Annotated in this window: 21 protein-coding genes; 2 read left to right on the top strand and 19 right to left on the bottom strand. The window is 57.9% G+C overall.

Going from position 1 to position 20,507, the window contains the following annotated elements:
* Positions 1 to 100 precede the first annotated feature (100 nt).
* The 3 genes from HB633_RS24680 to HB633_RS24670 all read right to left on the bottom strand — a co-directional run bounded on the left by HB633_RS24680 (position 101) and on the right by HB633_RS24670 (position 2,634).
* Positions 101 to 859 carry an alpha/beta hydrolase gene (locus HB633_RS24680; RefSeq protein WP_255581127.1) on the bottom strand — a complete coding sequence of 253 codons (759 nt, stop codon included), beginning with the start codon at positions 857 to 859 and terminating at the stop codon, positions 101 to 103.
* A gap of 183 nt (positions 860 to 1,042) precedes the next feature.
* Positions 1,043 to 1,810: an alpha/beta fold hydrolase gene (locus HB633_RS24675; protein ID WP_213780732.1), complete on the bottom strand. Its 768-nt coding sequence runs from the start codon at positions 1,808 to 1,810 to the stop codon at positions 1,043 to 1,045.
* Positions 1,811 to 1,860: 50 nt separating this feature from the next.
* Positions 1,861 to 2,634: a 3-ketoacyl-ACP reductase gene (locus HB633_RS24670; protein ID WP_213780731.1), complete on the bottom strand. Its 774-nt coding sequence runs from the start codon at positions 2,632 to 2,634 to the stop codon at positions 1,861 to 1,863.
* A gap of 68 nt (positions 2,635 to 2,702) precedes the next feature.
* On the opposite strand from HB633_RS24670, the gene HB633_RS24665 reads away from it, so the two are divergent.
* A complete protein-coding gene (locus HB633_RS24665) occupies positions 2,703 to 3,611 on the top strand; it encodes a LysR family transcriptional regulator (RefSeq protein ID WP_213780730.1) in 909 nt (302 codons plus the stop codon).
* Here HB633_RS24665 and HB633_RS24660 read toward each other — a convergent pair.
* From HB633_RS24660 to HB633_RS24605, 12 genes are all read right to left on the bottom strand, one after another.
* Positions 3,608 to 5,002 (bottom strand): MFS transporter, encoded by a 1,395-nt coding sequence (locus tag HB633_RS24660; RefSeq protein ID WP_213780729.1) that lies wholly within the window; start codon positions 5,000 to 5,002, stop codon positions 3,608 to 3,610. The genes HB633_RS24665 and HB633_RS24660 overlap by 4 nt on opposite strands.
* A 925-nt stretch (positions 5,003 to 5,927) precedes the next feature.
* Positions 5,928 to 6,635 (bottom strand): alpha/beta hydrolase, encoded by a 708-nt coding sequence (locus tag HB633_RS24655; RefSeq protein ID WP_213780728.1) that lies wholly within the window; start codon positions 6,633 to 6,635, stop codon positions 5,928 to 5,930.
* A 63-nt stretch (positions 6,636 to 6,698) separates the two neighbouring features.
* Positions 6,699 to 7,550: an alpha/beta hydrolase gene (locus HB633_RS24650; RefSeq protein ID WP_213780727.1), complete on the bottom strand. Its 852-nt coding sequence runs from the start codon at positions 7,548 to 7,550 to the stop codon at positions 6,699 to 6,701.
* 42 nt (positions 7,551 to 7,592) lie between these two features.
* A complete protein-coding gene (locus tag HB633_RS24645; protein WP_213780726.1) occupies positions 7,593 to 8,480 on the bottom strand; it encodes an alpha/beta hydrolase in 888 nt (295 codons plus the stop codon).
* Positions 8,471 to 9,382, bottom strand: coding sequence for an EamA family transporter (locus HB633_RS24640; protein ID WP_213780725.1), 912 nt, complete (start codon positions 9,380 to 9,382; stop codon positions 8,471 to 8,473). Before HB633_RS24640 ends, HB633_RS24645 begins: the two co-directional genes overlap by 10 nt.
* Before the next feature lie 70 nt (positions 9,383 to 9,452).
* Entirely contained in the window at positions 9,453 to 10,112 is a 660-nt protein-coding gene (locus HB633_RS24635) for a TetR/AcrR family transcriptional regulator (RefSeq protein WP_255581126.1), read from the bottom strand.
* A 91-nt stretch (positions 10,113 to 10,203) separates the two neighbouring features.
* Positions 10,204 to 11,082 (bottom strand): alpha/beta hydrolase, encoded by an 879-nt coding sequence (locus tag HB633_RS24630; protein ID WP_213780724.1) that lies wholly within the window; start codon positions 11,080 to 11,082, stop codon positions 10,204 to 10,206.
* A gap of 33 nt (positions 11,083 to 11,115) precedes the next feature.
* Complete coding sequence (locus HB633_RS24625) at positions 11,116 to 11,958, bottom strand: alpha/beta hydrolase (RefSeq protein WP_213780723.1); 843 nt, start codon at positions 11,956 to 11,958, stop codon at positions 11,116 to 11,118.
* 21 nt (positions 11,959 to 11,979) lie between these two features.
* Positions 11,980 to 12,783, bottom strand: coding sequence for an alpha/beta hydrolase (locus HB633_RS24620; protein WP_255581150.1), 804 nt, complete (start codon positions 12,781 to 12,783; stop codon positions 11,980 to 11,982).
* Between the two features lie 71 nt (positions 12,784 to 12,854).
* Positions 12,855 to 14,240 carry an MFS transporter gene (locus HB633_RS24615; protein WP_213780721.1) on the bottom strand — a complete coding sequence of 462 codons (1,386 nt, stop codon included), beginning with the start codon at positions 14,238 to 14,240 and terminating at the stop codon, positions 12,855 to 12,857.
* A gap of 116 nt (positions 14,241 to 14,356) precedes the next feature.
* Entirely contained in the window at positions 14,357 to 15,142 is a 786-nt protein-coding gene (locus HB633_RS24610; protein ID WP_255581125.1) for an alpha/beta hydrolase, read from the bottom strand.
* Between the two features lie 19 nt (positions 15,143 to 15,161).
* Positions 15,162 to 15,983 (bottom strand): sugar phosphate isomerase/epimerase family protein, encoded by an 822-nt coding sequence (locus tag HB633_RS24605; RefSeq protein ID WP_213780720.1) that lies wholly within the window; start codon positions 15,981 to 15,983, stop codon positions 15,162 to 15,164.
* Positions 15,984 to 16,144: 161 nt separating this feature from the next.
* On the opposite strand from HB633_RS24605, the gene HB633_RS24600 reads away from it, so the two are divergent.
* Entirely contained in the window at positions 16,145 to 16,957 is an 813-nt protein-coding gene (locus HB633_RS24600; RefSeq protein WP_255581124.1) for an IclR family transcriptional regulator, read from the top strand.
* Positions 16,958 to 16,963: 6 nt separating this feature from the next.
* On the opposite strand, the gene HB633_RS24595 is transcribed toward HB633_RS24600, so the two are convergent.
* Genes HB633_RS24595 through HB633_RS24580 form a run of 4 tightly spaced genes read right to left on the bottom strand, consistent with a single transcriptional unit; the run spans position 16,964 to position 20,334 of the window.
* Entirely contained in the window at positions 16,964 to 17,761 is a 798-nt protein-coding gene (locus HB633_RS24595) for a TIM barrel protein (protein WP_213780719.1), read from the bottom strand.
* Positions 17,762 to 17,774: 13 nt separating this feature from the next.
* Positions 17,775 to 18,647 carry an intradiol ring-cleavage dioxygenase gene (locus HB633_RS24590; protein ID WP_213780718.1) on the bottom strand — a complete coding sequence of 291 codons (873 nt, stop codon included), beginning with the start codon at positions 18,645 to 18,647 and terminating at the stop codon, positions 17,775 to 17,777.
* Positions 18,648 to 18,655: 8 nt separating this feature from the next.
* Positions 18,656 to 19,735 carry a maleylacetate reductase gene (locus HB633_RS24585; protein WP_213780717.1) on the bottom strand — a complete coding sequence of 360 codons (1,080 nt, stop codon included), beginning with the start codon at positions 19,733 to 19,735 and terminating at the stop codon, positions 18,656 to 18,658.
* Complete coding sequence (locus HB633_RS24580) at positions 19,735 to 20,334, bottom strand: nuclear transport factor 2 family protein (RefSeq protein WP_213780716.1); 600 nt, start codon at positions 20,332 to 20,334, stop codon at positions 19,735 to 19,737. The genes HB633_RS24585 and HB633_RS24580 overlap by 1 nt, the downstream gene beginning before the upstream one ends.
* Between the last annotated feature and the right edge of the window lie 173 nt (positions 20,335 to 20,507).

Genomic DNA, 20,507 nt, shown 5'->3' with positions numbered 1-20,507 from the left:
GTTGGCGCTGGACGAATGCGGCGCAAAGGGGCGTCATACTTCCACTTGATCGGCTTCGGGCGCCTAGCCCGGAGGAGTCGACGAATTCGACTTGAAGAGGTTACAGCTTGCAGAGGTCAAGTAACTCCTGCACCAGAAGACCGGGCTGTTCCTCTGCAACGAAATGCCCGCACTTAGGCAATGAACCGCCTCGCACGTTGTCTGAAACAGAGCTCAAACGGGCAACGATATGCGGTCCCCATCGGCGGTCGCCGCCCAGTGCGAGAACCGGAATCGACTGCGGAAGCTTTCCAGCGCTCCGGTTGTCGATGACGTCCTGAGGAAATTGCCGATACATCTCCATCGCGGCTCGAAAGGCGCCCGGGTGTGTATAGGCGCGAACATACTCGTCCATATCGTGCGCCGAAATCGCCGCTGGATTATCCGCGCGGTCGTTGATGAATGTGCTGATGTAAAGATGCTCTCGTCCGCCGCAAATTAAGGCCTCAGGAAGATGTGGCTTCTGATGAAAGGAAAAATGAAAAAGGAGCGGATTGGATGCAATCTGGTCCCAATCGCCGATGCCGGGAATCGACGCGTCGAGGACCGTCAGCGATCGGACAGGGAACTGCCACGCGTAAGCGAAAGCCACCATGGCGCCGATATCGTGCCCGACTACATGCGGCGGGCCGTTGGGGAAGCTGTCCACAAGGCCGAAGAGGTCGGCGGCAAGTTGTTTTTTCGTGTACCCGAACTCTGGCTTGTCCGAATGCCCCACGCCGCGTAGGTCCGGGACAATCAAGGTGAAGTGTTCACCGAGTGGACGGAGGACACGATTCCACTCCCACCAGTTCTGCGGAAAGCCGTGAATTAAAAGCATAAGTGGCGCGGTTCCGACCGGCCTGCCACCAGTTACATAATGCAGTCTTATATCTGCGACGAATGCTGAATCGTGTCTAAACCCTTCGGGCAAGAGATCCGGGGAAAAGGGGCCGTCCCATGACATTTGTGTTCTCCAAAATTCGGGTGAGAAATGATTGAGAATCCGTTGAATCGGGAATCGTTATCTAGCTTCTTGAATGATGATCTCCGCGAGATGGTCGGGATGTGAGAAGAAGGGCGAATGACCGCTTTCCAGGGTGACAATTTTTGCACCTGGCACGTCGGCCTGCATCTGCCGCTGCTGACTAAGGGGAAGTGCGCGGTCTTTCGTGCACTCGATATAGACCCTCGGAATCGCCCCGAACCTGCTTGGCGTTGTGACCGTCAGGGCGACATAGGGCGCTGTGGTGTTTGTAGGGATGACGTTGCGCGCGGCGACAGCGGCATCGTGCTCGCTGCAATCGCCATAAAACGAGGATCGTACTTTCGCGGCATCGTGGGTGTTCAGTGTGACTCCCTTTTTGTCCGGTGAACCAGCCACGATATCGAAGAGATCCTTTGCGTCTGGATCATTCTTGTAGCCGTCCGAGAAGAGGTAGTTGTTCACGGACTTTTCGCTCGGCGTCATGAACGCCGTCAGATAAATGAGCTTGCTGATCTTTTCCGGATACTTCTCGCCGAGATAGGTCAGCGCCACACCACCCATGCTGTGTCCCACGAGCACGACGGGTTCTGTCGCGTTCCCGAGCAGCGTCGCAATGGATGCGGTGTAGTCAGCGATGTCGGCGACCTGGTCGTAGGTCGCGGGATCGAAGCCGTGGGACTTGAGGTCCGGGAGCAAGGTGGGGTGGCCTTGCGCCGAAAGCAGGGTCGACACTTTTTGAAAGCAACCGCCCCAGTGCCAGGCACCGTGCACGAAGATGATGGTTGATTTTTGGGGTGACTTCATTGGTACATTCCTCCTTTTAATTTCACGCCCAGGCGAACTATCAAGGCTCATTAAAAGCGGTTGAGGTGCATGCCGGCGTCTAGTTCGAAGGCGCTTCCGGTAGAGAAGGAGAACGTCCCAACGGCGAGTGTGGCGACTGCGCAACCTATATCATCGGGTTCACCCCAACGGCAGATCGGCGTCAGGCCTTCGCGAATGCGCTCATCGAAGTTGGCTGCCGACACTGTCGTCATATCGGTCCGGATGATGCCGGGCCGAATCTCGTGAACGCCGATACTGTGCGCGCCGAGACGCGTCGCAAATAGCTTGACCATCATCGAGACGCCGGTTTTGGAAATGCAATACTCGCCGCGGTTGAGGCTAACCGTTTCGGCATTTACGGAGGACACGCAGATGATGGAGCGATAGTAGGAGGAGTCGCCCGCATCCAGCATGCGGCGTGCAATCCGTTGTGTAAGGAAGAACGGCCCGCGAAGGTTGATGTCCAAGTTTCGGTCGTAGCTTTCGACGGAAACGTCGAGCAGATCGCCACGCGACAATACCGACACACCAGCGTTGTTGACCAGGGTATCGATGCGCCCAAAAGCAGACCACGCTCTCTCAACAAGGTCGTCCTGCCCGTTCAGGTCAGCGATATCCCCCAAGGCGAGCGCCCATCTACGCCCTCGACGCTCGACCCCGCCGATGGTCTCCCGTAGATTGTCATCGTCGCTAAGGTCGTTGATGACGATGTCGAAGCCCTGGTCTGCAAGATGCCAGACGATTGCTCGCCCAATGCCACGCCGACCGCCTGTGACCATCGCAATTGGCGGGTTCGTATTCATAGCGTTTCCTTAGTTTCAAGATTAATAATTGTGGTATGCAGGGGATCCATACTTTCATCGGACAGAAAATGGCAGAAATTGACTTCAAACTGCTTGCGATATTTGCGGAGACCTATAGAACCAGCAGCGTCTCGCAAACTGCGGTGAATCTCGGGCTATCTCAGCCGACCATTTCCTTCAATCTAGCTAAATTGCGCGAGCATTACCGCGACCCGCTCTTCGTTCGATACTCCCATGGAATGGAACCCACTCCGTTTGCAGTAGACCTGTATGAACAGGTTTTAGATTTGCTCGCGTCCTTCGACGCCGTATCCAGATACCAGGCGCTTTTTAGCCCCGTCGATGCCGACCGCAATTTCAGAGTGGCGCTTACTGACATTGCTCAAAACGTGATGCTCCCCCGGTTGCTCAATCGATTACGGTCCGTCGCGCCCGGAGTTCGACTTGCGATCAGCCACATTGCCGATGAAACAGTCCGCATGCTGCAAACAGGAGCCGTTGAACTCGCGATCGGTTTCATGCCCCAGCTCCACGACGGCTTTTATCAACAGAAAATCATGGATGAAAACTACGTCGGCATCGTGGCGGTGGATCACCCGAGACTTAGCGATCAACCGAGTGTTCAGGATTTTCTTGCCGAAGGACATGTTTCCGTTACGCCGTCCGGAACGGGACACTCGAATCTCAATCGGGTATTGCGTGAAAAACAGCTCAACCGAAATGTTATGCTGGAAGTACCGAGTTATCTTGGTGTCGCCGAGATCGTCGCGCGCACGGATCTCATCGCCATGATTCCGTCGCGACTTGCGGCGCTCATGCTTGCGGAAAAGTCGATTCGTTCGTTCGCATTGCCCTTCGATCTGGCCGCGTATGCGGTAAAGCAACACTGGCACCCGCGGAATCATCACGACGCAGGGCATTGTTGGTTGCGCTCGGTCGTCACGGACGTCTTCGTGGAAACACCGCCGGCCCTTTAAACGCCATTGCGCGGCGAGTGCGCATTATTCGTTCCGGCTGGTTGAACAGTGAGCGGCTCCAACGATGTTTGCTCGCGGCGCAGTCGTTCGAGACCAAGCATGGACAGCGTGGCGATCACACCAGGAACGGCGAGCGAAAGAAGAAACGTTTCGAAAGTGACACCGTAACCGATCAGTGCGCCGCCGAGCATTGAGCCGAGCACAGCGCCCACGCGGCCCGCCGCATTTGCCCAAGCCACTCCGGTGGCTCGGCTGCTGGTCGGATAATAGCTTCCGGATAGCACGTAGCCGCCGATCGTGCCGCCACCGATGCAGAAGCCGATTCCGAGGATGGTCGTTACAATGATGGCCTTCGAGCTTACCGAGAACGCGCAGATAACGAACAGGCCCGTGGCCACCAGGAAAGCGAGCGCGAGCACGCGTTGCGGATTTGAACGATCCATGCGTCGACCCAACCAGACTCCACCGATCGTGGCACCGACCTGATACATCATCGTCATCAATGACGCCTGCTTGAGCGACACTCCCGCAGCCGCAAGTAGCAGGGGCATCCAGCTCGTCAGCAGGTACACGATCAGAAGAATCATAAAAAACGTTGTCCACAGAAGTAAGGTAATGGGCGCCATTCGAGGCGCAAACAAGGCTTGAGCAGAGGACTTTTGGCGAAGTCCTTTTTCTTCTGAGCGAAGTGACACGCGCGGTGCGCCTTTGGGCAAAATGCGCGTCGATATCGCCTCGGCGACCACGGTGTCTTGCGGCGTTCCGCGAAGGAGAAGAAACCCCAGCGACTCCGGCAACGCGAAGGCCAGCAGCGGGACCAACGCGAGCGGCGCGATGCCGCCTACGGCAAGTACGCCCCGCCAGCCAATCGTGCTCACAAATTGTGCGCTGACGAGACCGCCCAGCGCACCGCCGATGGTGAAGCCGCAAAACATCAGCGTTACGAGGCTAGAGCCACGTGAAGCTGGCGAATATTCCCGCGACAAGGTGATGGCGTTTGGCATTGCACCGCCGAGACCGACTCCGGTCAGGAAGCGCAACGCGATCAGTATCCCAAGGCTCGGCGAGGCGGCAGCTGCAAGACTCGCGAGTCCAAACACAGAAATGGCCGCGATCAGGATTTTTTTTCGGCCGTAGCGATCTGCCAACGGTCCGAACAACAGCGCGCCGGTGGTCAAGCCAAATAGCCCCGCGCCAAAGAGAGGCGCTAGCGCCGCGGCTGCTAGATGCCAATCGGCACGTATAGCGGGGGCGATGAAACCGATTCCCGAGGTGTCAAAGCCGTCGACAGCCACAATAAGAAAACAAAGAACCAGAATGCGCTTCTGAAACCTCGAAAGCGGTTGAGAATCGATGAACCTTTCGACGCTTACCGGTGAATCGGTCTGCACGATATGTCTCCCTCTTGTTTTTAGCCGGCTTGATATTCACCGGGTTATTTAAGTATTCGAGAATTTTCGAGCAACGTCCATGAAGTCCGATCGATGAGTGTTATCTATATTTTTGATAATAGGAGCGGCTGAGGTGCCGATGATGTGCGGCTTGTCAGTGCTGCGTTGGCGTCAACCTTCAACGCAGGCCCTTCGAAGGGGGGGAAATTGCTATTACTGGCCTTTTTAGTGCAGTGTTTGTCGTGCGCGCGACGCGCGCGTCTACTCAACATAAGAGGCCGTCGCAGCGCATCTGCAAGTGATGGTCCGTGTGGGTTCTCGGATGTGCGCCGCGTTACTTCGATTAGCACTAGCACCACGCAGGTTCAAATCCGCAGATTGCGGGAACATGAGGAGTGGCGCTTTGATCAGGCACAGTGTGACGTCGAAATCGCCGCCGTCTGTGGAATACGGCTTGACGTCGCAAGGACGGAATTGCTGCCAGCGATCACATCTATCGTGGAGGTCGGACCTCGCCCATGGCTCCGGGGCTTTCGTAGTGAGACATGACAGCGTCACCTCCAGAGGCGGAGCATTGGACGTTCCCCCCGCGCCTTAGGTGCAATTAGAGCGCTGTCCGGTGATCATTTCGCCCGCATCCAAATCTTCCGTTATCGGACTCGCATCAAGACATGGCCCTATCGTCTGACCGGGCTGGTTAGGAATGTTTCAGCCGAAATGGCAATCATAAAACCCGTCTTGACGGCTCAAGCGAACGCCTTGGGCGTATGGATTAGACGTACCCAAGCCGATATTCCGAATCGCGCGGTCCACCGGCTTAGGCTAGATCGGTAACAGACGTTACCGCCGCCGGGTGACGGCTTGGTTGCTAAGACGAGCACTGCGCTCATTTCAGGTTGTAAAGTCCAACCAGCGGTTCTTGTTCTCAACTAGCGGCTTCTTCCAGCAGTAGCGAGGCTAATTCCTGTGGACGGTCGAGCATGATGCTGTGCCCACACGCGATGTTATGCACTTTCCACTGCGGATGGTCTTTTAGTCGTGCATGAGTCGAGACGAACCAATCGCCCCCGTTCGCGCTCGCGAAGATGTATGTGCGGTTTGCCACGGAGTTCGATTCCACGCCGGTCCGCACGCCTTGAACAAAGGTCGCCAGTGGCTGTGCCACCGACATCGTGTCGACCCAGGCGGCATCATCCTCGTTCACGTTGAATATGGCGGCGGGAATAGGGGGAATCATGCCGTTGCTGCTTCTCGCTTGTTCCAGAAAAGCCAGGGCCGTCTCCCCCCCTGTGATATCCAGCAGCGACTGCCCGTCAGCGGGTGCATAAGCGTCGATATAGACGAGCGTACGAATGCGCTCGCCGATTTCGCCGGCGACGCCTGTGATGACCATACCTCCGTAGGAATGGCCGCAGAGGATGGCATCGGAGATATCTTCGTGCTTGAAGACACTTGCGATGTCCTGAATGTGCGTATCCAAATTGATCGCACGATCCTCCAGATGGGAGCGCTCACCGAGCCCAGTCAAAGTTGGCGTGTAGACCTCATGCCCTGCTTCGCGAAGCAAGCGCGCGACCCGAGCATAGACCCAGCCGCCCTGAAACGCCCCGTGTACTAAAACGAACTTTGCCATGATGTGTTGTCCTTTCTTTTAAAAGAATGCGCGGCATCAGCCGCGGATGTCTGTTTTGACGCATCAGTCGGCTAGAAACGCCAACACCGCCTCCGCCGTCTCCGTCGGACGTTCTTCGGGCAGCCAGTGGGCGCAATCGGCGATGCTTCCGCCGGAAACGTCTGTGGCGAACTCTTCAAGCATCCAGACCATTCTCGACCCGTAATTGTGTTCTCCTCCCAAAGCAAGGACTGGCATCGTCAAGGGTTGCCTTTTCCACGCGAGACCGTTTGCATGATCGGTTGGGAAAGCGCGATACCACTCGAGGCCGCCGCGGGTGTTCCCCGGCTGCGCAAGGGCTAGGGCGAACACCTCCGAATCCTCGACCGTGTGCGCGCCATGGTCGAAAGCCCTATCAAAGATAAAGGTGGAGACGTAGTCGTACTCGCGGCCGAAGAGCAGGCGCTCCGGCAGGTCTCGCTTCATGTGGAACCCGAAATGCCACACTCTCGGGTCGGCGAAGTTGGCTTCAAACTGACTCCAACCCGGCATAGACGCGTCCAAGATCGCGAGATGGGTGACAGCTTCGCGATGCGTACAGGCAAGCGCGAGGGCAGTCATAGCCCCAATGTCGTGACCGCAGACGGCATAGCGTTTGAAGCCGAGGGCTTCCATCACGCCGTGAACGTCCACGGCAAGGCTCGCCTTGTCATAACCACCTTGAGGGCTGTCCGAGTGACCAGCGCCACGCAGATCCACAGCGACCACGGTGTGCCGCTCGGCGAGTAATGGCATCATCTTCCGCCATTCCCACCAAGTCTGCGGAAATCCATGCAAGAGAACGAGCGGTAGGCCTTCGCCGCCGATTACCGCATGAATGTTGACATCACCCACGCGCACCATGCGGTGTCGAAATCCATCGAGATTTAAGTTCATAGTGTTCCCTTTCAATTTTTCCTTGATTGTTTTTTCCGCGCGTTATGCAGACGCTGCGGCGTCCGGCTTAGCGAGAAATTCTCGGATCGCGGTCACCAGTTCCGCCGGGCGTTCTTCGGCCGGATAATGTCCGCAGCGCTCAATCCGCACATCTTGGACATCGCTCGCCACGCGGCGAATTGTGTGCGCCGATGCCCCGTCGTATCCCCCCGCAGCGCCGACCGCGAGAACTGGCATGGCAAGCGGAGTTTGCCCCCATGCGTGGTTGTCATTTCGGTCGATCGGCAAGGTGCGGTAGTAGCTGAAAGAAGACCGCAACGCGCCAGGTCGTGCGAGCGAAGAGGCATAGTGTTCGATGTCGGCTGGACTCACCGAATTGGGATCGAAGAGACCGACCGTTTCGCGCCGCATGAAATGGTCAACGAAGAGGTATTCCCGGCCCCGCACCAGCGCTTCAGATATATCGCCGGCCATGTTGAAGCCAAAGTGCCAGCTTCCGCCCTTCGAGACGTCCATTGCTTCTTCCTGACCGAAACTGGGCAGACTGCTTTCGATGAAGACGAGGTGGCTGACTTCTTCGGGCCATTGGGCAGCATAGGCATAGGCTACGTGTCCACCCAGATCATGGCCGACGAGCGCAATGCGGGACAGGCCGAGCGCCTGCACGAAATCCCTGAGACGGCGGGCGATCGTCTTCTTGTCGAACCCTCCCTCTGGCTTCGACGAATAGCCGAAGCCCGGCAGGTCGGGGACAATGACATCGCACATCGGGCTGAGGAGCGGTGTCACGTGGCGCCAAGCCCATGATGTTTGTGGCCAGCCGTGCAGCAGGACAATTGGCACGCCCCCGTGGCCTGCGCGGTGATAAGCAAATCGCATATCGCCTATACGCAGCGACTCGTAAACAATCGTTTCTGGGTTCACAGGCATTCTCCTTGGATTGGCTCGACCGGTACGCGAGGTGCCGTCGGCGCGCTATGCCGGGCGAAAGATCGGCTTTGGGTGATGACTACACCAACGATGCAAATGACGGCTCCTGCAATGAGCGTTAGCGTCAGAGGTTCGTGCAGGAAGGCTACCCCGGCGGCGACTGCGAAGACGATTTGCAACAGCGCGAAGGGCGCCACCCGCGTCATCGAGCACCAGGCAATTAACCAGAACCACAGGCCCCAACCGGCGACCGCGCCGAACAAGACGGTGTAGGCGAAGGCCAACCAAGCCGACAGGCTGGCCGCATGGAGCGACGCAAGTTGACCGTGCTCGATAAAGTAGGAAGTCGCCATAACCTGCGGAACCGTAAATAGCGACATCCAGGCCATGAGTTTTAGCGGTTCGAACGGACCATATCGTTTAGTGAGGACGCTCCCAACCGCCAAGGCGAAGCCGGCGCCGATCACCAGCAGGGTCGGCACGATCTCCACCGAGGCACTTGGTTCCGCCACGGTCAGCGCCACGCCCGCGAATGCCAGAGCCACGCCAACGACCACGCACGTTGAAGGCCGTTCACCGAGAAATGGCCAAGCGAGGAGAATGGTAAAGGGTGTCGAAAGCTGGTTGGCGACAGACGATACGCTCGCGAGTCCTTGCCCGAGCCCGACGAAAAAGAGCGCGAAGTTCAGGCCGCCGAAAAAGACCGAGATGGCGATCATCGGTCCGATTTCGCGCCGGGTTGGCCGACCGACAAACGGCAGCAGAATCGCCGCGACCGCGGCGAAGCGCAGACCAACGAAGAACAGTGGGGGAAACGCCGTTAGGCCAATTTTGACGACGACGAACTGTAGCCCCCAAAATAGTGAGACGAGCACTGCGCAGGCGATTTGAAGCTGGGACATCAGAGTTCCTTTCGCGACCAAACAGTCCATAAATGGACGTTCTTGATTGATGGTCTGATCAACTTATGTTTTACTTGGCAATTCGGTCGATGAGGGTTTTGACCGCAGCTTGCGACACGGTGCGGTCAGGGGCCGTCTTGCCAACAACCCGCATGCCCTCAAGCAGGCAGAGCAACAAGCGGGCGCCGGTCGCGGGCACCACACCGTCGGCCAGCTCGCCGGCTGCCTGCGCACGCGTCAGCGCCTCGGTCAGGCGCGTCTCCATCGTCCTGAAGAACCGTCGGATGCGCTGCTCTACCTCGGTGTCGTGAGCGGCCAATTCCATGGCCGTCGCAGCCACCAAGCAGCCGCGCTTGCCTGCAACGCCGCTCGTGCGATCGACATAACCAGCCAAACAGGCTCGTAGACCAGCTAAGGCATTTTTTGTTGGATCGAGTTCGGTATCGAGCCGCGTAAGAGCATCGTCAATATAACGATCGAGCGCGCGCAGGAACAGCCCATGTTTGTCGCCAAAGGCTGCATAAAGGCTTCCGCGCGAGAGGTTCGTCGCCTCAAGCAGATCAGGAAGTGATGTACCGTGATAACCGGAGGACCAGAAGACGGCCATGGCGCGCTCGACAGCCGCCTCCGTATCGAACTCTCGGGGGCGGCCACGCGGCATCCGCAGTGAGGATTGCTGTTTCATGTCTAGAATATAGACCGAACAGTCGTTAAATACAAGCGAGCCCATCGAGATATGCCTGCAAGTAGACTGAGTTCGGCCGGGAGAAGTGGACGCCAGCTGTCACACCGCCGCGAGTTGGTCGGATGGTAACGGGTCGTCAGGAGAAAAATCGTAGAAGGCTTGTCGCAGTTTCCATGGGTGCCTCTTCAGGAACGAAATGCCCGCATTTGATGGCGTGGCCATCTACTACCTTCGCCCATCGGCGCCACTTTTCCAATGGTGAATTCGCCGCTGGCGTCTCTTGTCCCCAAAGAACGAGGACAGGCGCCTCAATGGTTCGAACGCCCAATTCTGATTCATCCACCTCGCGGTCAATGGTCCATGCTGCCCGATAGTCTTCGCACATGGCGTGAACCGCGGCAGGGTCGCTGATACTCATCAGATAGTCTGCCACGTTCGACGGGTCGAATTGAAAGCCTTTGGATGCATGTGCGCTCAACATGGTCTCGACGTAGTAAGCAGGATCGTTGCCGATCATGCGCTCCGGAAATGGCTCGTCGAGTGCCTGAAATGCCCAGTGCCAAAAGCGCAGTGCCGAATGTTGATCGAATGCGGCCATGGCATCGCTCGTCGGTACGATATCCAGCACCGCAAGCCGATCGATACGGTCTGGGTGGTCCAACGCGAGACGATAAGCGACCCGTCCTCCGCGATCGTGTCCGGCCACGCTTAAGCGCCCGAATCCAAGGGCGTCCATTGTCGCTATCTGGTCTAATGCCAACTCGCGCTTCGAGTAGGCCGAGTGATCGCCGCCGCCGCGCGGTTTGTCACTTCGGCCATATCCGCGAAGGTCGGGTACGACCACCGTGAAATGTTCCGCGAGCACCGGGGCGACCGCACTCCAGCAGACCCGTGTCTGTGGCGCGCCATGCAACAAAAGAAGTGGTGGACCTGAACCGCCAACGAGCGAATCGATCGTGACACCATGACCGGGACACCGGCGCGATTCGAATCCTTCGATATGACCTGTTTTCATATAGCCTCATCACACGCTAGTTGGCCTCGACCTTCATCCTAGGAACTCCAGGATGGCATGCGCCGTCTCGACCGGACGTTCCTCCGCCAGCCAGTGATTTGAATTGGCGACACTTCGCCCCGTCACGTCAGTTGCGAATTCTCTGGCAATCTCAGCCATTCCAAGTCCCCATCGATGCTGTCCGCCCAAAGCGAGTACGGGTACTTGAAGAGGCGTTTCCTTCCAGCGCAATGCATCGGCATGGTCCTTGGGGAAGGCTCTGTACCATTCGAGTGCAGCGCGCGTTCGTCCCGGCTGCGCAAAGGCCCTTGCATAAGTGTCTATGTCCTCGAACGAATGCGCCGAATGATCGTAGGTACGCTCGAAAAGAAAGGTGGAGACATAGTCATACTCACGTCCGTGAAGAAGCCTCTCCGGAAGGTTCTCTTTCATGTGAAACGAAAAGTGCCAGACGCGCGGATCCGAGAAGATGGCTTCCCACTTGCTCCAGCCCGCCATTGCCGAATCGAGGATGGCAAGATGCGTGACCGCCTGACGATAGTTGCAAGCAATCGCGAGCGCGACCATTGCACCGATATCGTGTCCGCATACCGCGTAACGCTCGAAACCCAGCACATGCATCAACTCGTGGATGTCGGCGGCCATGGTCGCCTTGTCGTAACCGCCTTGAGGACAGTCGGAAAGTCCCGCACCCCGCAGGTCAGGCACAATGACCGTGTAGCTTGATGCAAACAGGGGAAGGACCTTGTGCCACGCAAACCAGGTCTGAGGGAATCCATGCAGAAGCACAACGGGCGGACCATTTCCACCCACCACGACATGCAACTTGATGTCTTGTACTTGAACGACCTCGTGTCGAAATTGCGCGGTGTCCATATCTCATCCTTGCAGTGTTGATTAGGTAGCTTCGTTCGATATGAAATCGCTCACCGTTTTCGCGAATTCGACAGGCCGCTTTTCAGGAACGTAATGACCGCATTCGTCAATGATGATCTCCGACACGTTCACCACGACACGCGTAAGCGTTTTAGCGGATGCCGGTCCATAACCCCATTGTGCGCCGATACTCAACGCGGACATCGGAAGCGGCGTCTTGCCCCAGATAACGTTGTCTTGCCGGTTGAGCGGCAAAGCCCTGTAATAACTAGAGGACCAACGCAAGGCGCCGGGACGCGCGAGCGCCTGAGCATAGACGTTGACGTCGTCGCTGGTGATCGAATCGGGATCGAACGCGCCAACAGTCTCCCGGTGCACGAAGTGGTTTACGAAGAGAAACTCGCGACCTTCAACTAGCGATTCTGATATGTCGCCGGCCATGTTGAAGCCGAAGTGCCAGCTTCCGCCGCGGGATACGTCCATCGCTTCTTCCTGTCCGAACGCAGGAAGACTGCTTTCAACAAAGACGAAATGGCTGACCGCTTCTGGCCACTGAGCGGCGTACGCGTACGCAGCGTGACCGCCCAGATCGTGACCGACGAATGCTACCTTTGCTATACCCAGCGCTTCTACCAGCTCATGAAGCTTGCGCGCGATGGTCTTGTCGAAGCCGGACTCGGGCTTCGAGGAATCGCCGAAGCCGGGGAGATCGGGCTCGATTACATCGAACTGCTCACTTAGCAGAGGTATGACTCGCCGCCACGCCCAGGATGTCTGCGGCCAACCATGCAGGAGCAGCACGGTTTGTTTCGCGCCGGCCGCCATGCTGCAACGATAGGCCAATCGTCCTTCATGCAGACGATGAGAGCGAAACGAAATGTTTTCTCGAGTCATCTTCATTCCCTTGCGAAAGTGGCGACCTCTTCGAGACTCAACGTCGGCATGTCGGCAGACGCGACGTCGGGCGCGAAGATGCTCTTGATTAAAACGGCGACCATGCCGATCGCCATCGGCACGCAAAGCGCGCCAAATACGGCATTGAAGCTCCAACCCGTCGCAAGCAGTACACCACCCATAGCAGCACCGCTGATGGCGCCGAACCGGCCGATACCCTGTTCCCAGCTCGTACCCGTTGCGCGGACGGGGGTAGGATAAAAGCGCGCGGCCAAGGCAACATAACCCACGTTCAGGCTGTTCATGCAATAGCCCATCGCGCATACGAGTAGACTCGTGGTGATCAACGTGCGCTCGGTGGCCGCGATGCAAAGCGCGCAAAGTCCGGCGGCGACATGCGTCGCACAGAGCACCTTGTGAGGCGAATAACGGTCCATGCACCAGCCGACCGCCAGCGAACCCAGTGCTCCCCCAGCCTGGCTAAGCGTCGCAATCAACGACGCGTCGCTCAGGCTCATGCCTGCGTCTTTAATCATCAGTGGCAGCCAGCTGTTGATGAGGTAGAGTGTAAAGAGCGTCGCGAACACGCCGATCCAGAGACTCACGGTTCCGACGATATACCCGCGCCCGACGATGATCGCCACCTTGCCTCTACCGCTCCCCGCAATGTCGTCGTCCGAGGTGCAGATGACTGTGCCTGCATGCAGGAGACCAGGCGCCAGGTTCTGCATGATGCGTTGAACAGCCAGTCTTTTGTCGTGACGTGTCGCAAGAAATCGAATGGACTCCGGCAGCGCGAAAACCATCAGCAAGCCGACTGCGATTGGCAGGACGCCGCCAGCGAAGAGAACGGCGCGCCAACCGGATAGTTCGATGAGGACGTTGCTCGCAACGCCGCCGATTGCGCCGCCGATCGCGAAGCCTGCATACACGAGCGTGATCATGAGATTGCGATGCCTCGCCGGCGCGTACTCGGACACCAGCGTCGCGGTATTGGGCATGGAAGCCCCCAGACCGAGTCCCGTCAGAAACCGCAGCAGCGCCAGGGTCCACAGATCATTCGCGAAGGACGAGGTAAGACTGAAGAATCCGAACAAAAAAACGGACGAGACGATGACCGCTTTTCTACCGAGCCGGTCGCCGATCGGGCCTGCTGTGAGAGCCCCGACGGCGAGACCAAGAAGCCCGCTCATAAAGACCGGAGACAGCGCAACGCGCGCGAGCTTCCAGTCGGCGACGAGGGCCGGCGCAACGAACCCCATGGCAGTGGTATCCATTCCATCAAGGATCAGCACCAGCAAACCCAACAGAACGACGCGAATCTGGAAGGCACACAACGACCGTCCGTCCAGGAATGTCTTGATGTCGATTTTCGATTCGGCTTCCACGTTATGTCTCCTTTAATTTTTGTTTCCTCACCCGCAAAAGTGAAACATCGCGTCGATGAAGCGCCCGGGCTGCTCTTCGGCGACGAAATGACCGGCGTCTGGAATCGAGACGCTCGTCACGTTCGATGACACGGTGCCGAGGCGTTCGCCGACGCGGCCAGCCCAGCGCTTTTGGCCGCCAATGGTGAGCACCGGGGGGGGTCGGGAAGTCGTCCAGCACTGCGGTTGTCGATTGCATCCTGTGGGAACTGTCGGTACATCTCCATCGTCGAACGGAACGCACCCGAATGCCTGTACGCCTCGACATACTCGTCGATGTCCGAGGCAGAGATCGAGCCCCGGCGGAAAGTTTGCCGATTGATAAACGAGCTGATGTACACGTGCTCTCGGCCGCCTACGACCAAGGCTTCAGGAAGATCGCGCTTTTGGTGAAAGGCAAAATGCCAGACACGTGGATCCGCAATTACCTGATCCCAATCGCCGATGCCTGGAATCGTCACATCGACGATCGTGAGCGAGCGCGCCGGATAGCTGGTTGCGTAAGCGTCGGCAATCATCCCGCCGATATCGTGACCGACAATATGCGCGGGCGCACCACCCAGGCTCTCAACGAGAGCGTTTAGATCGTCGGCCATCTCGAGCTTCGTATAACCGCACGCGGGCTTGTCGGACAAACCGACGCCCTTGAGGTCCGGCGCGACGACGGTATATCGCTCTCCCAGCTCGGTGAGGACGCTGTTCCAGCTCCACCAGTTTTGCGGGAAGCCGTGGATGAGGAGCATCAGCGGCGCTGAACCCGGCGCCTTACCACCGATCACATAGTGCAGATTGACATCGTTCACGATTGCGGGCCGATGCTCGAACGACGAGGGCAATTGAGCAGCACATGAAGAAAAACGCATGGAAGGTCCTTCAATTCGGTTAATCGATCACGCTGCGCTTGAGCGCATTGGCAGAGGCGCTTAAGTCTTCCAATGCCGACGAAGAAATGATCTCGAGAATTGAGGTTCCGGAAAAACCAGTTTCCTTCATTGCGTCCAGGATTTCGTCGAAGCGCACAGTTCCAAGACCAATCCGGTCATGGCGCCACTGGCTGCGTGTACCGTCGGAAAGATGGAATTGCCCGATGCGATTGCCAGACCGCCTGATCGCGTCAGGCTGGTCTTCTCCGACGAATTCGGCGTTCGAGACGTCGTACGCAATCAGAATCCTGTCATGAGCAAGCCTGTCCAGAAAGGCAAGCATTGCGTCAGTGGTCGGAATAGGCGTCTGGGGATGAAGCTCGACGAAGATTTTCTGATCGAGGCGTTCGGCAACCCGCAGAAGTTGCTCCAGGCTGTCCAGAAGCAACAACTCCGTATCTTTGCGGGGCGGCGGGAATAGCGATGAAACCCTCCCGGGGACTACGACCGCTGCGCCCGCGCCGAGGTCGGAGGCGAGTTGCATGGTGCGAATGTACAGGTCGACGGAATAGCGCCGGAATTCTTCGACGCGACTGACAAGGTTGAGATCGAGCGCCGGGAGATTGAGTGACTCGATGCGAATGCCTTCGTTTCTCAAAGTGCCTGCCAACCCAGATCTCTCCGCTGCGGAAAGCTCATCGGGCCACAGATGCCCGGGGACGACCAGCACGTCGAAGTTGTTCAAATCCAGATTCTGCATCTTCCGCAACGCGGCGAGCGCTGTGTCTTGCCACATGAATGAGAAGGTACTGCCTCCGTAGCCTTGCGCGATTTTTTCCATGTGCTCCTCGCGTGTAAATGTTAGTTCATTGAAGAATAGCTAATAATCTAATTGTGAACGTGTTCTACTAAAGGAACAAGCGTTATCTGACGATTCCGTTCTATACCGGACTCGCTCGTCCGCAGCCCGGCCCGCTTGACATTTACCGGACGCGATATACCATGTTCCCCCATATGAACAAGGACCCGAAGATCATGCGCGCGAACGATGTCGAGACGGCGAGTACCGTGAAGTCGGCTGATCGTACCCTCGACCTGCTTGAGCTTCTGGCTCAGTGGGGTCGCGAAATGTCGCACGCGGAAATAGCCGAGGCACTCGATATCCCGAAGAGCAGTTTGACCAAGCTCATTCGCAATCTCACGGACCGTGGCTACTTGCGCTTCGTGGCCGAAACCAAAGGCTACCGGCTCGGCGATGCAATCCTTAAGCTTGCGCAGCAGTCAAATCAGAGGCGCAGCTTGATCGCCTGCGCGGAACCGGTTTTGCGCGACATCACGCAACAGACCGCGGAATCGTGCGCGCTGAATCAATTAAAGGGCGAGCAGGTCGAAGTCGTCGCCACGGTCATTAGTCAGCAGCGCCTGCAATCGCACATGCGGCTTGGCGATCTCGCACCGCTTTATGCCGTGTCCGGAGGCAAGGCGATTCTTGCATATCTTCCTGACGTGATGCGTGAGGAATATATGCGCGCGGTCACGTTCCAGCGCTTCACAAAGAATACGATTTCCTCGAAGAAAGCTTTGCTTGCGACGCTCGAGGACGTGCGCAAGAAAGGCTTTGCGCAGTCCTTGGAAGAGTACACGCCGGGCATCGTGGGGCTTGGCGCGCCCATCTTGTCGGAGAGCGGCTTTCCGCTTGGTTCTTTGAATCTTGCAATTCCGGCCGTGCGTTATTCGAAAGAGATTGGCGAGCGGGCAATCGCCATTCTCACGACTTCGGCCGCACGAATACAGCGTCAATACTTGACGGAGTGACGCGCCTCAGGCGAGAAAGCGCTGCATCCTTTCCATGATCGTTCGCGCTTGTTCATTGAACGGACGGCCACGTAATTCTCGCGTCGGCGCTTCGACAGCAAGCGTCAGGTTGGCCGGCAGCGTCGTCAATAGTTCGTACAATGGGAGCTCGCCTTCACCGGGCAGCAGGCGCGCGGTGCGCGCTTCCGTGCGCCGCTCGTCGACCGAAACAGGCGAAGCGCGCGGGCCGTCGCATATCTGAATGTATTCGATGAGGCGTGCTTCTACTTTACCGATGTCCTCCACGCTGGCACCGGACCGAAACACCTGCAGGGTGTCAATCAGGACACGCGCATTCGGCTGACGGCTTGCACGGATCAGCGAGAGCGCATCGTCTAACGTGCCGACAGGACAATAAGTGATCAGTTCGAGGCCGACGGTCATCTCGAAGCGTGCGGCGGCTTCGCACAGTGCGCTGAAGTTGTCGGTGAGGCGCGCACGGTCATCGTCGAAGCCTACGGCCAGCGCATGCTTCGCTCCCAGGCGATGCCCTGCCTCGAGAGCCGGAATTAAGTCTTCAATACTCGTCTTGGCCTGTAGCCAGATTGCTTCGATGTCGAGCAGACGCACGCCAGTCGCTTTCATTCGTGCCGACAGTTCCCGCATGAGAACGGGATCATGTGCCACGTCGATGATGGTATCGGCCGCGGTCGGCGCCACGACGCGTAATCCGTAGTAGTCGAATCCGCCGGCATGCGCGGCGTCGACGAGCTGCAGTGGGTGCGCGTCGAGCATAGTCAGGTGGTGCAAGGAAAGCTTATGCATTTGGGTCCTTCCGCTAGCTTATGGTTTTGTCTGGGAGCACGAACCGGTATGCGATCAACGACGTGCGCGATTCGACTTCGTGTCCACCGGGGCTCACACGTCCCTCTATCCTTGAGAGGTTCGTGATCAGGGCATCCTTCACGCCAAAGACGACATCCGAGTCCAGATACGGATCGCCATCGATGAAGACATGCGTCACGATGGTCTCGAACCCCGGCGCGCTTAGTTTGAAATGTACATGCGCGGGACGAAACGGGTGCCGCCCTTGAGCGTCCAGCATCGCGCCCACAGGACCATCGTTTGGGATAGGGTAGGCAGCAGGCACGACGGATCGATACCAGAAGCGTCCCTCTTGGTCGGTATGAAAGCGTGCGCGCATGTCGAGCGCGGATTTGCCGGTGTCGCGCTGAACATCGTAGAAGCCACGATCGTCGGCGTGCCAGGTTTCAATCAACGCACCCGCTATGGGGTTGCCCCGGGAGTCTTCGATCGTGCCTTCGACGATGAGTCCCGGCCCATCAGACTCGTGCGCGATATGCGCACCGAGCGGGAAATCGCGTGCTTCCTCTACATAGAACGGACCGAGCACGGTGGTTTGCGTGGCGCCTTCATCGAAACGATGATTGATTGCATCCACGAGCATGGAGACTCCAAGTGTATCCGACAGCAGGATGAACTCCTGCCGCGTATCCGAGCACATCTGCCCGGTCCTCGTGAGAAACGTAATGGCTCCCGCCCATTCTTCTTCGCTCGGTTCTATCTCTTTAACGAAAGCATGCAGATGGCGCACGAGCGCCTCGCTGATCCGGCGCATACGCGGGTCCGTGCAGCCGCTCAGCCGGTCTAGTACGGCCTGCGTGATGTTGTCTTCATCAAAGTTTCTCATGGGCATCCTCATTCCATCGGCTCGGGCGGCACGCCTCTCCATGCCTGCCGGAGCATGTGAAGAAGCGCGTCTGCATCAGGCGCACGGGGATTCGAGTAGAAGTTCTGCATGGTCAGTTCCACGGCGCGCTCGATGCCCGATTCAGGCATGCCGAGCGTCTCGAGCGAGCGCGGCGCATCGAGTTTGACCGCGAGCTCGTGTAACCCGGTCCACGCGTGCCGTGCATTTAGCGCGCGAGCAATGCGTAACATCGCATCTGAGGCGGCATGCGCGTTGTAAGCGACGACATGCGGAATCATGACCGCATGGGTTTGCGCGTGCGCGAGGTTAAACGTTCCGCCGAGCACGTGGCAAATCTTGTGATGCAGACCCATGCCGACCGTTCCAAGACACGTTCCGCACAGCCAGGCGCCGTATTGGGCGAGACGCCGCGCCTCGATCGAATCCGGTGACTGGACGATGTTCGGCAGCGACTCCGCAAGCGCCGCGATGCCATCCTCCGCCATCATCGAGGTCACCGGATTGGCGTCTGCTGCGTAGAGCGCTTCGACTCCGTGCGCAATCGCATTGAGGCCGCTCGCAACACTCAGCGAGACGGGCAAAGTCAGCGTGAACTCGATGTCGTAGATGACGACCTCGGGCAGCACCTCTAACGTGCGCTGCGTGTGCTTCTGTCCGTCGCGCGTCTCTCCTATAATGGGCGTCACCTCGGAGCCCGCGTACGTAGTTGGCAGCACGATCTGCGGCAGCTTCGTGCGCAACGCAATGGCTTTCGAGAGACCGATGGACGAGCCGCCACCGATTGCTATCACGCAATCCGCGCGCGCGCTTTGAGCGGCCTCGAGCGCCCGTTGGGTCACATCCCAGGGCGTATGCATGGCGGCAGCGGCGAAGAGGGTGGTCGATCCGACATCGAACTGTCGCGCGATGTCGTCGCCGAGCGCCGCCTGTTCGTGCGTCGTGACAATCAAAGGACATTTGCATCCGAGTCTTTCGACTTCCGCTGCGACGTCCTTGCGCTTTCCCGCACCCATGACGATGCGGGCTGGCAATGCGTCATAGGTGAAAGCGTCGACCTGTCCTCTCATCACAATGTTCCCGTGTCGAGCCACGCCGGGCCGCGTGCGTAGAGCGACTCGACGGCGGGGCCGGTGAGACCTGGCATGTCGCGTTTGACGGCATAACCGATCTTCGTCTGAATATACGCGAGATGACGATAACCCTCGGGGAAGCGACCGAGTATCTCGGGGTCGAGATCCAGCTTTACACCAGTTTCGACGGGATCAAGGCGGTCTTTCTCATAAATCGGCTGACGCAGGCGCAGCAGCCACTCGCCATCCAGTTTTTCATAGAAGTCATAGAAGCGCCCGGTACACACGACGTCGCATCGATGCCCCTCAACGTCGCCGCGTTGCGAGATGGTCATCTTGGTCTGTGCGATCGCACGCGTCCCCGCGAGATCGATTGACGTACCGCCGAGAAAATGCAGGATGCTGACGCCGCGTGCCCAACCCTCTCGTGTCACGCGAATGAATTCAGGTCCGCTGCCCTGAAACCATGTAGCCATCATCACGCCCTCGGGATGCCACAATTTCGCGAAGCGTTCCCAGTCTCCGGCATCCCGCCACACGGCCCAGTTGTCGATTGCTTCGCGAATGGCGTGGCGGTCAAGCATCACATCGTTCATGAATGTCCTTTAGTTCATATGGGTGAATACGTTCACATGGTGATTTCTATAGCGTGTGGAGTCAAGCATGTTTTGGCCATTTCGGGATAAACCCTCGTTTGTTTCTCTATGTGAACTCAAGTGGAAAATGCGTTGACATCCTGTTTATCTAGTTTCTACACTTGTAACATGCA

This window comes from Caballeronia sp. dw_276 (assembly GCF_018449635.1).
Taxonomy (GTDB): domain Bacteria; phylum Pseudomonadota; class Gammaproteobacteria; order Burkholderiales; family Burkholderiaceae; genus Caballeronia.
This window is presented reverse-complemented; position numbering and strand designations above follow the sequence as displayed.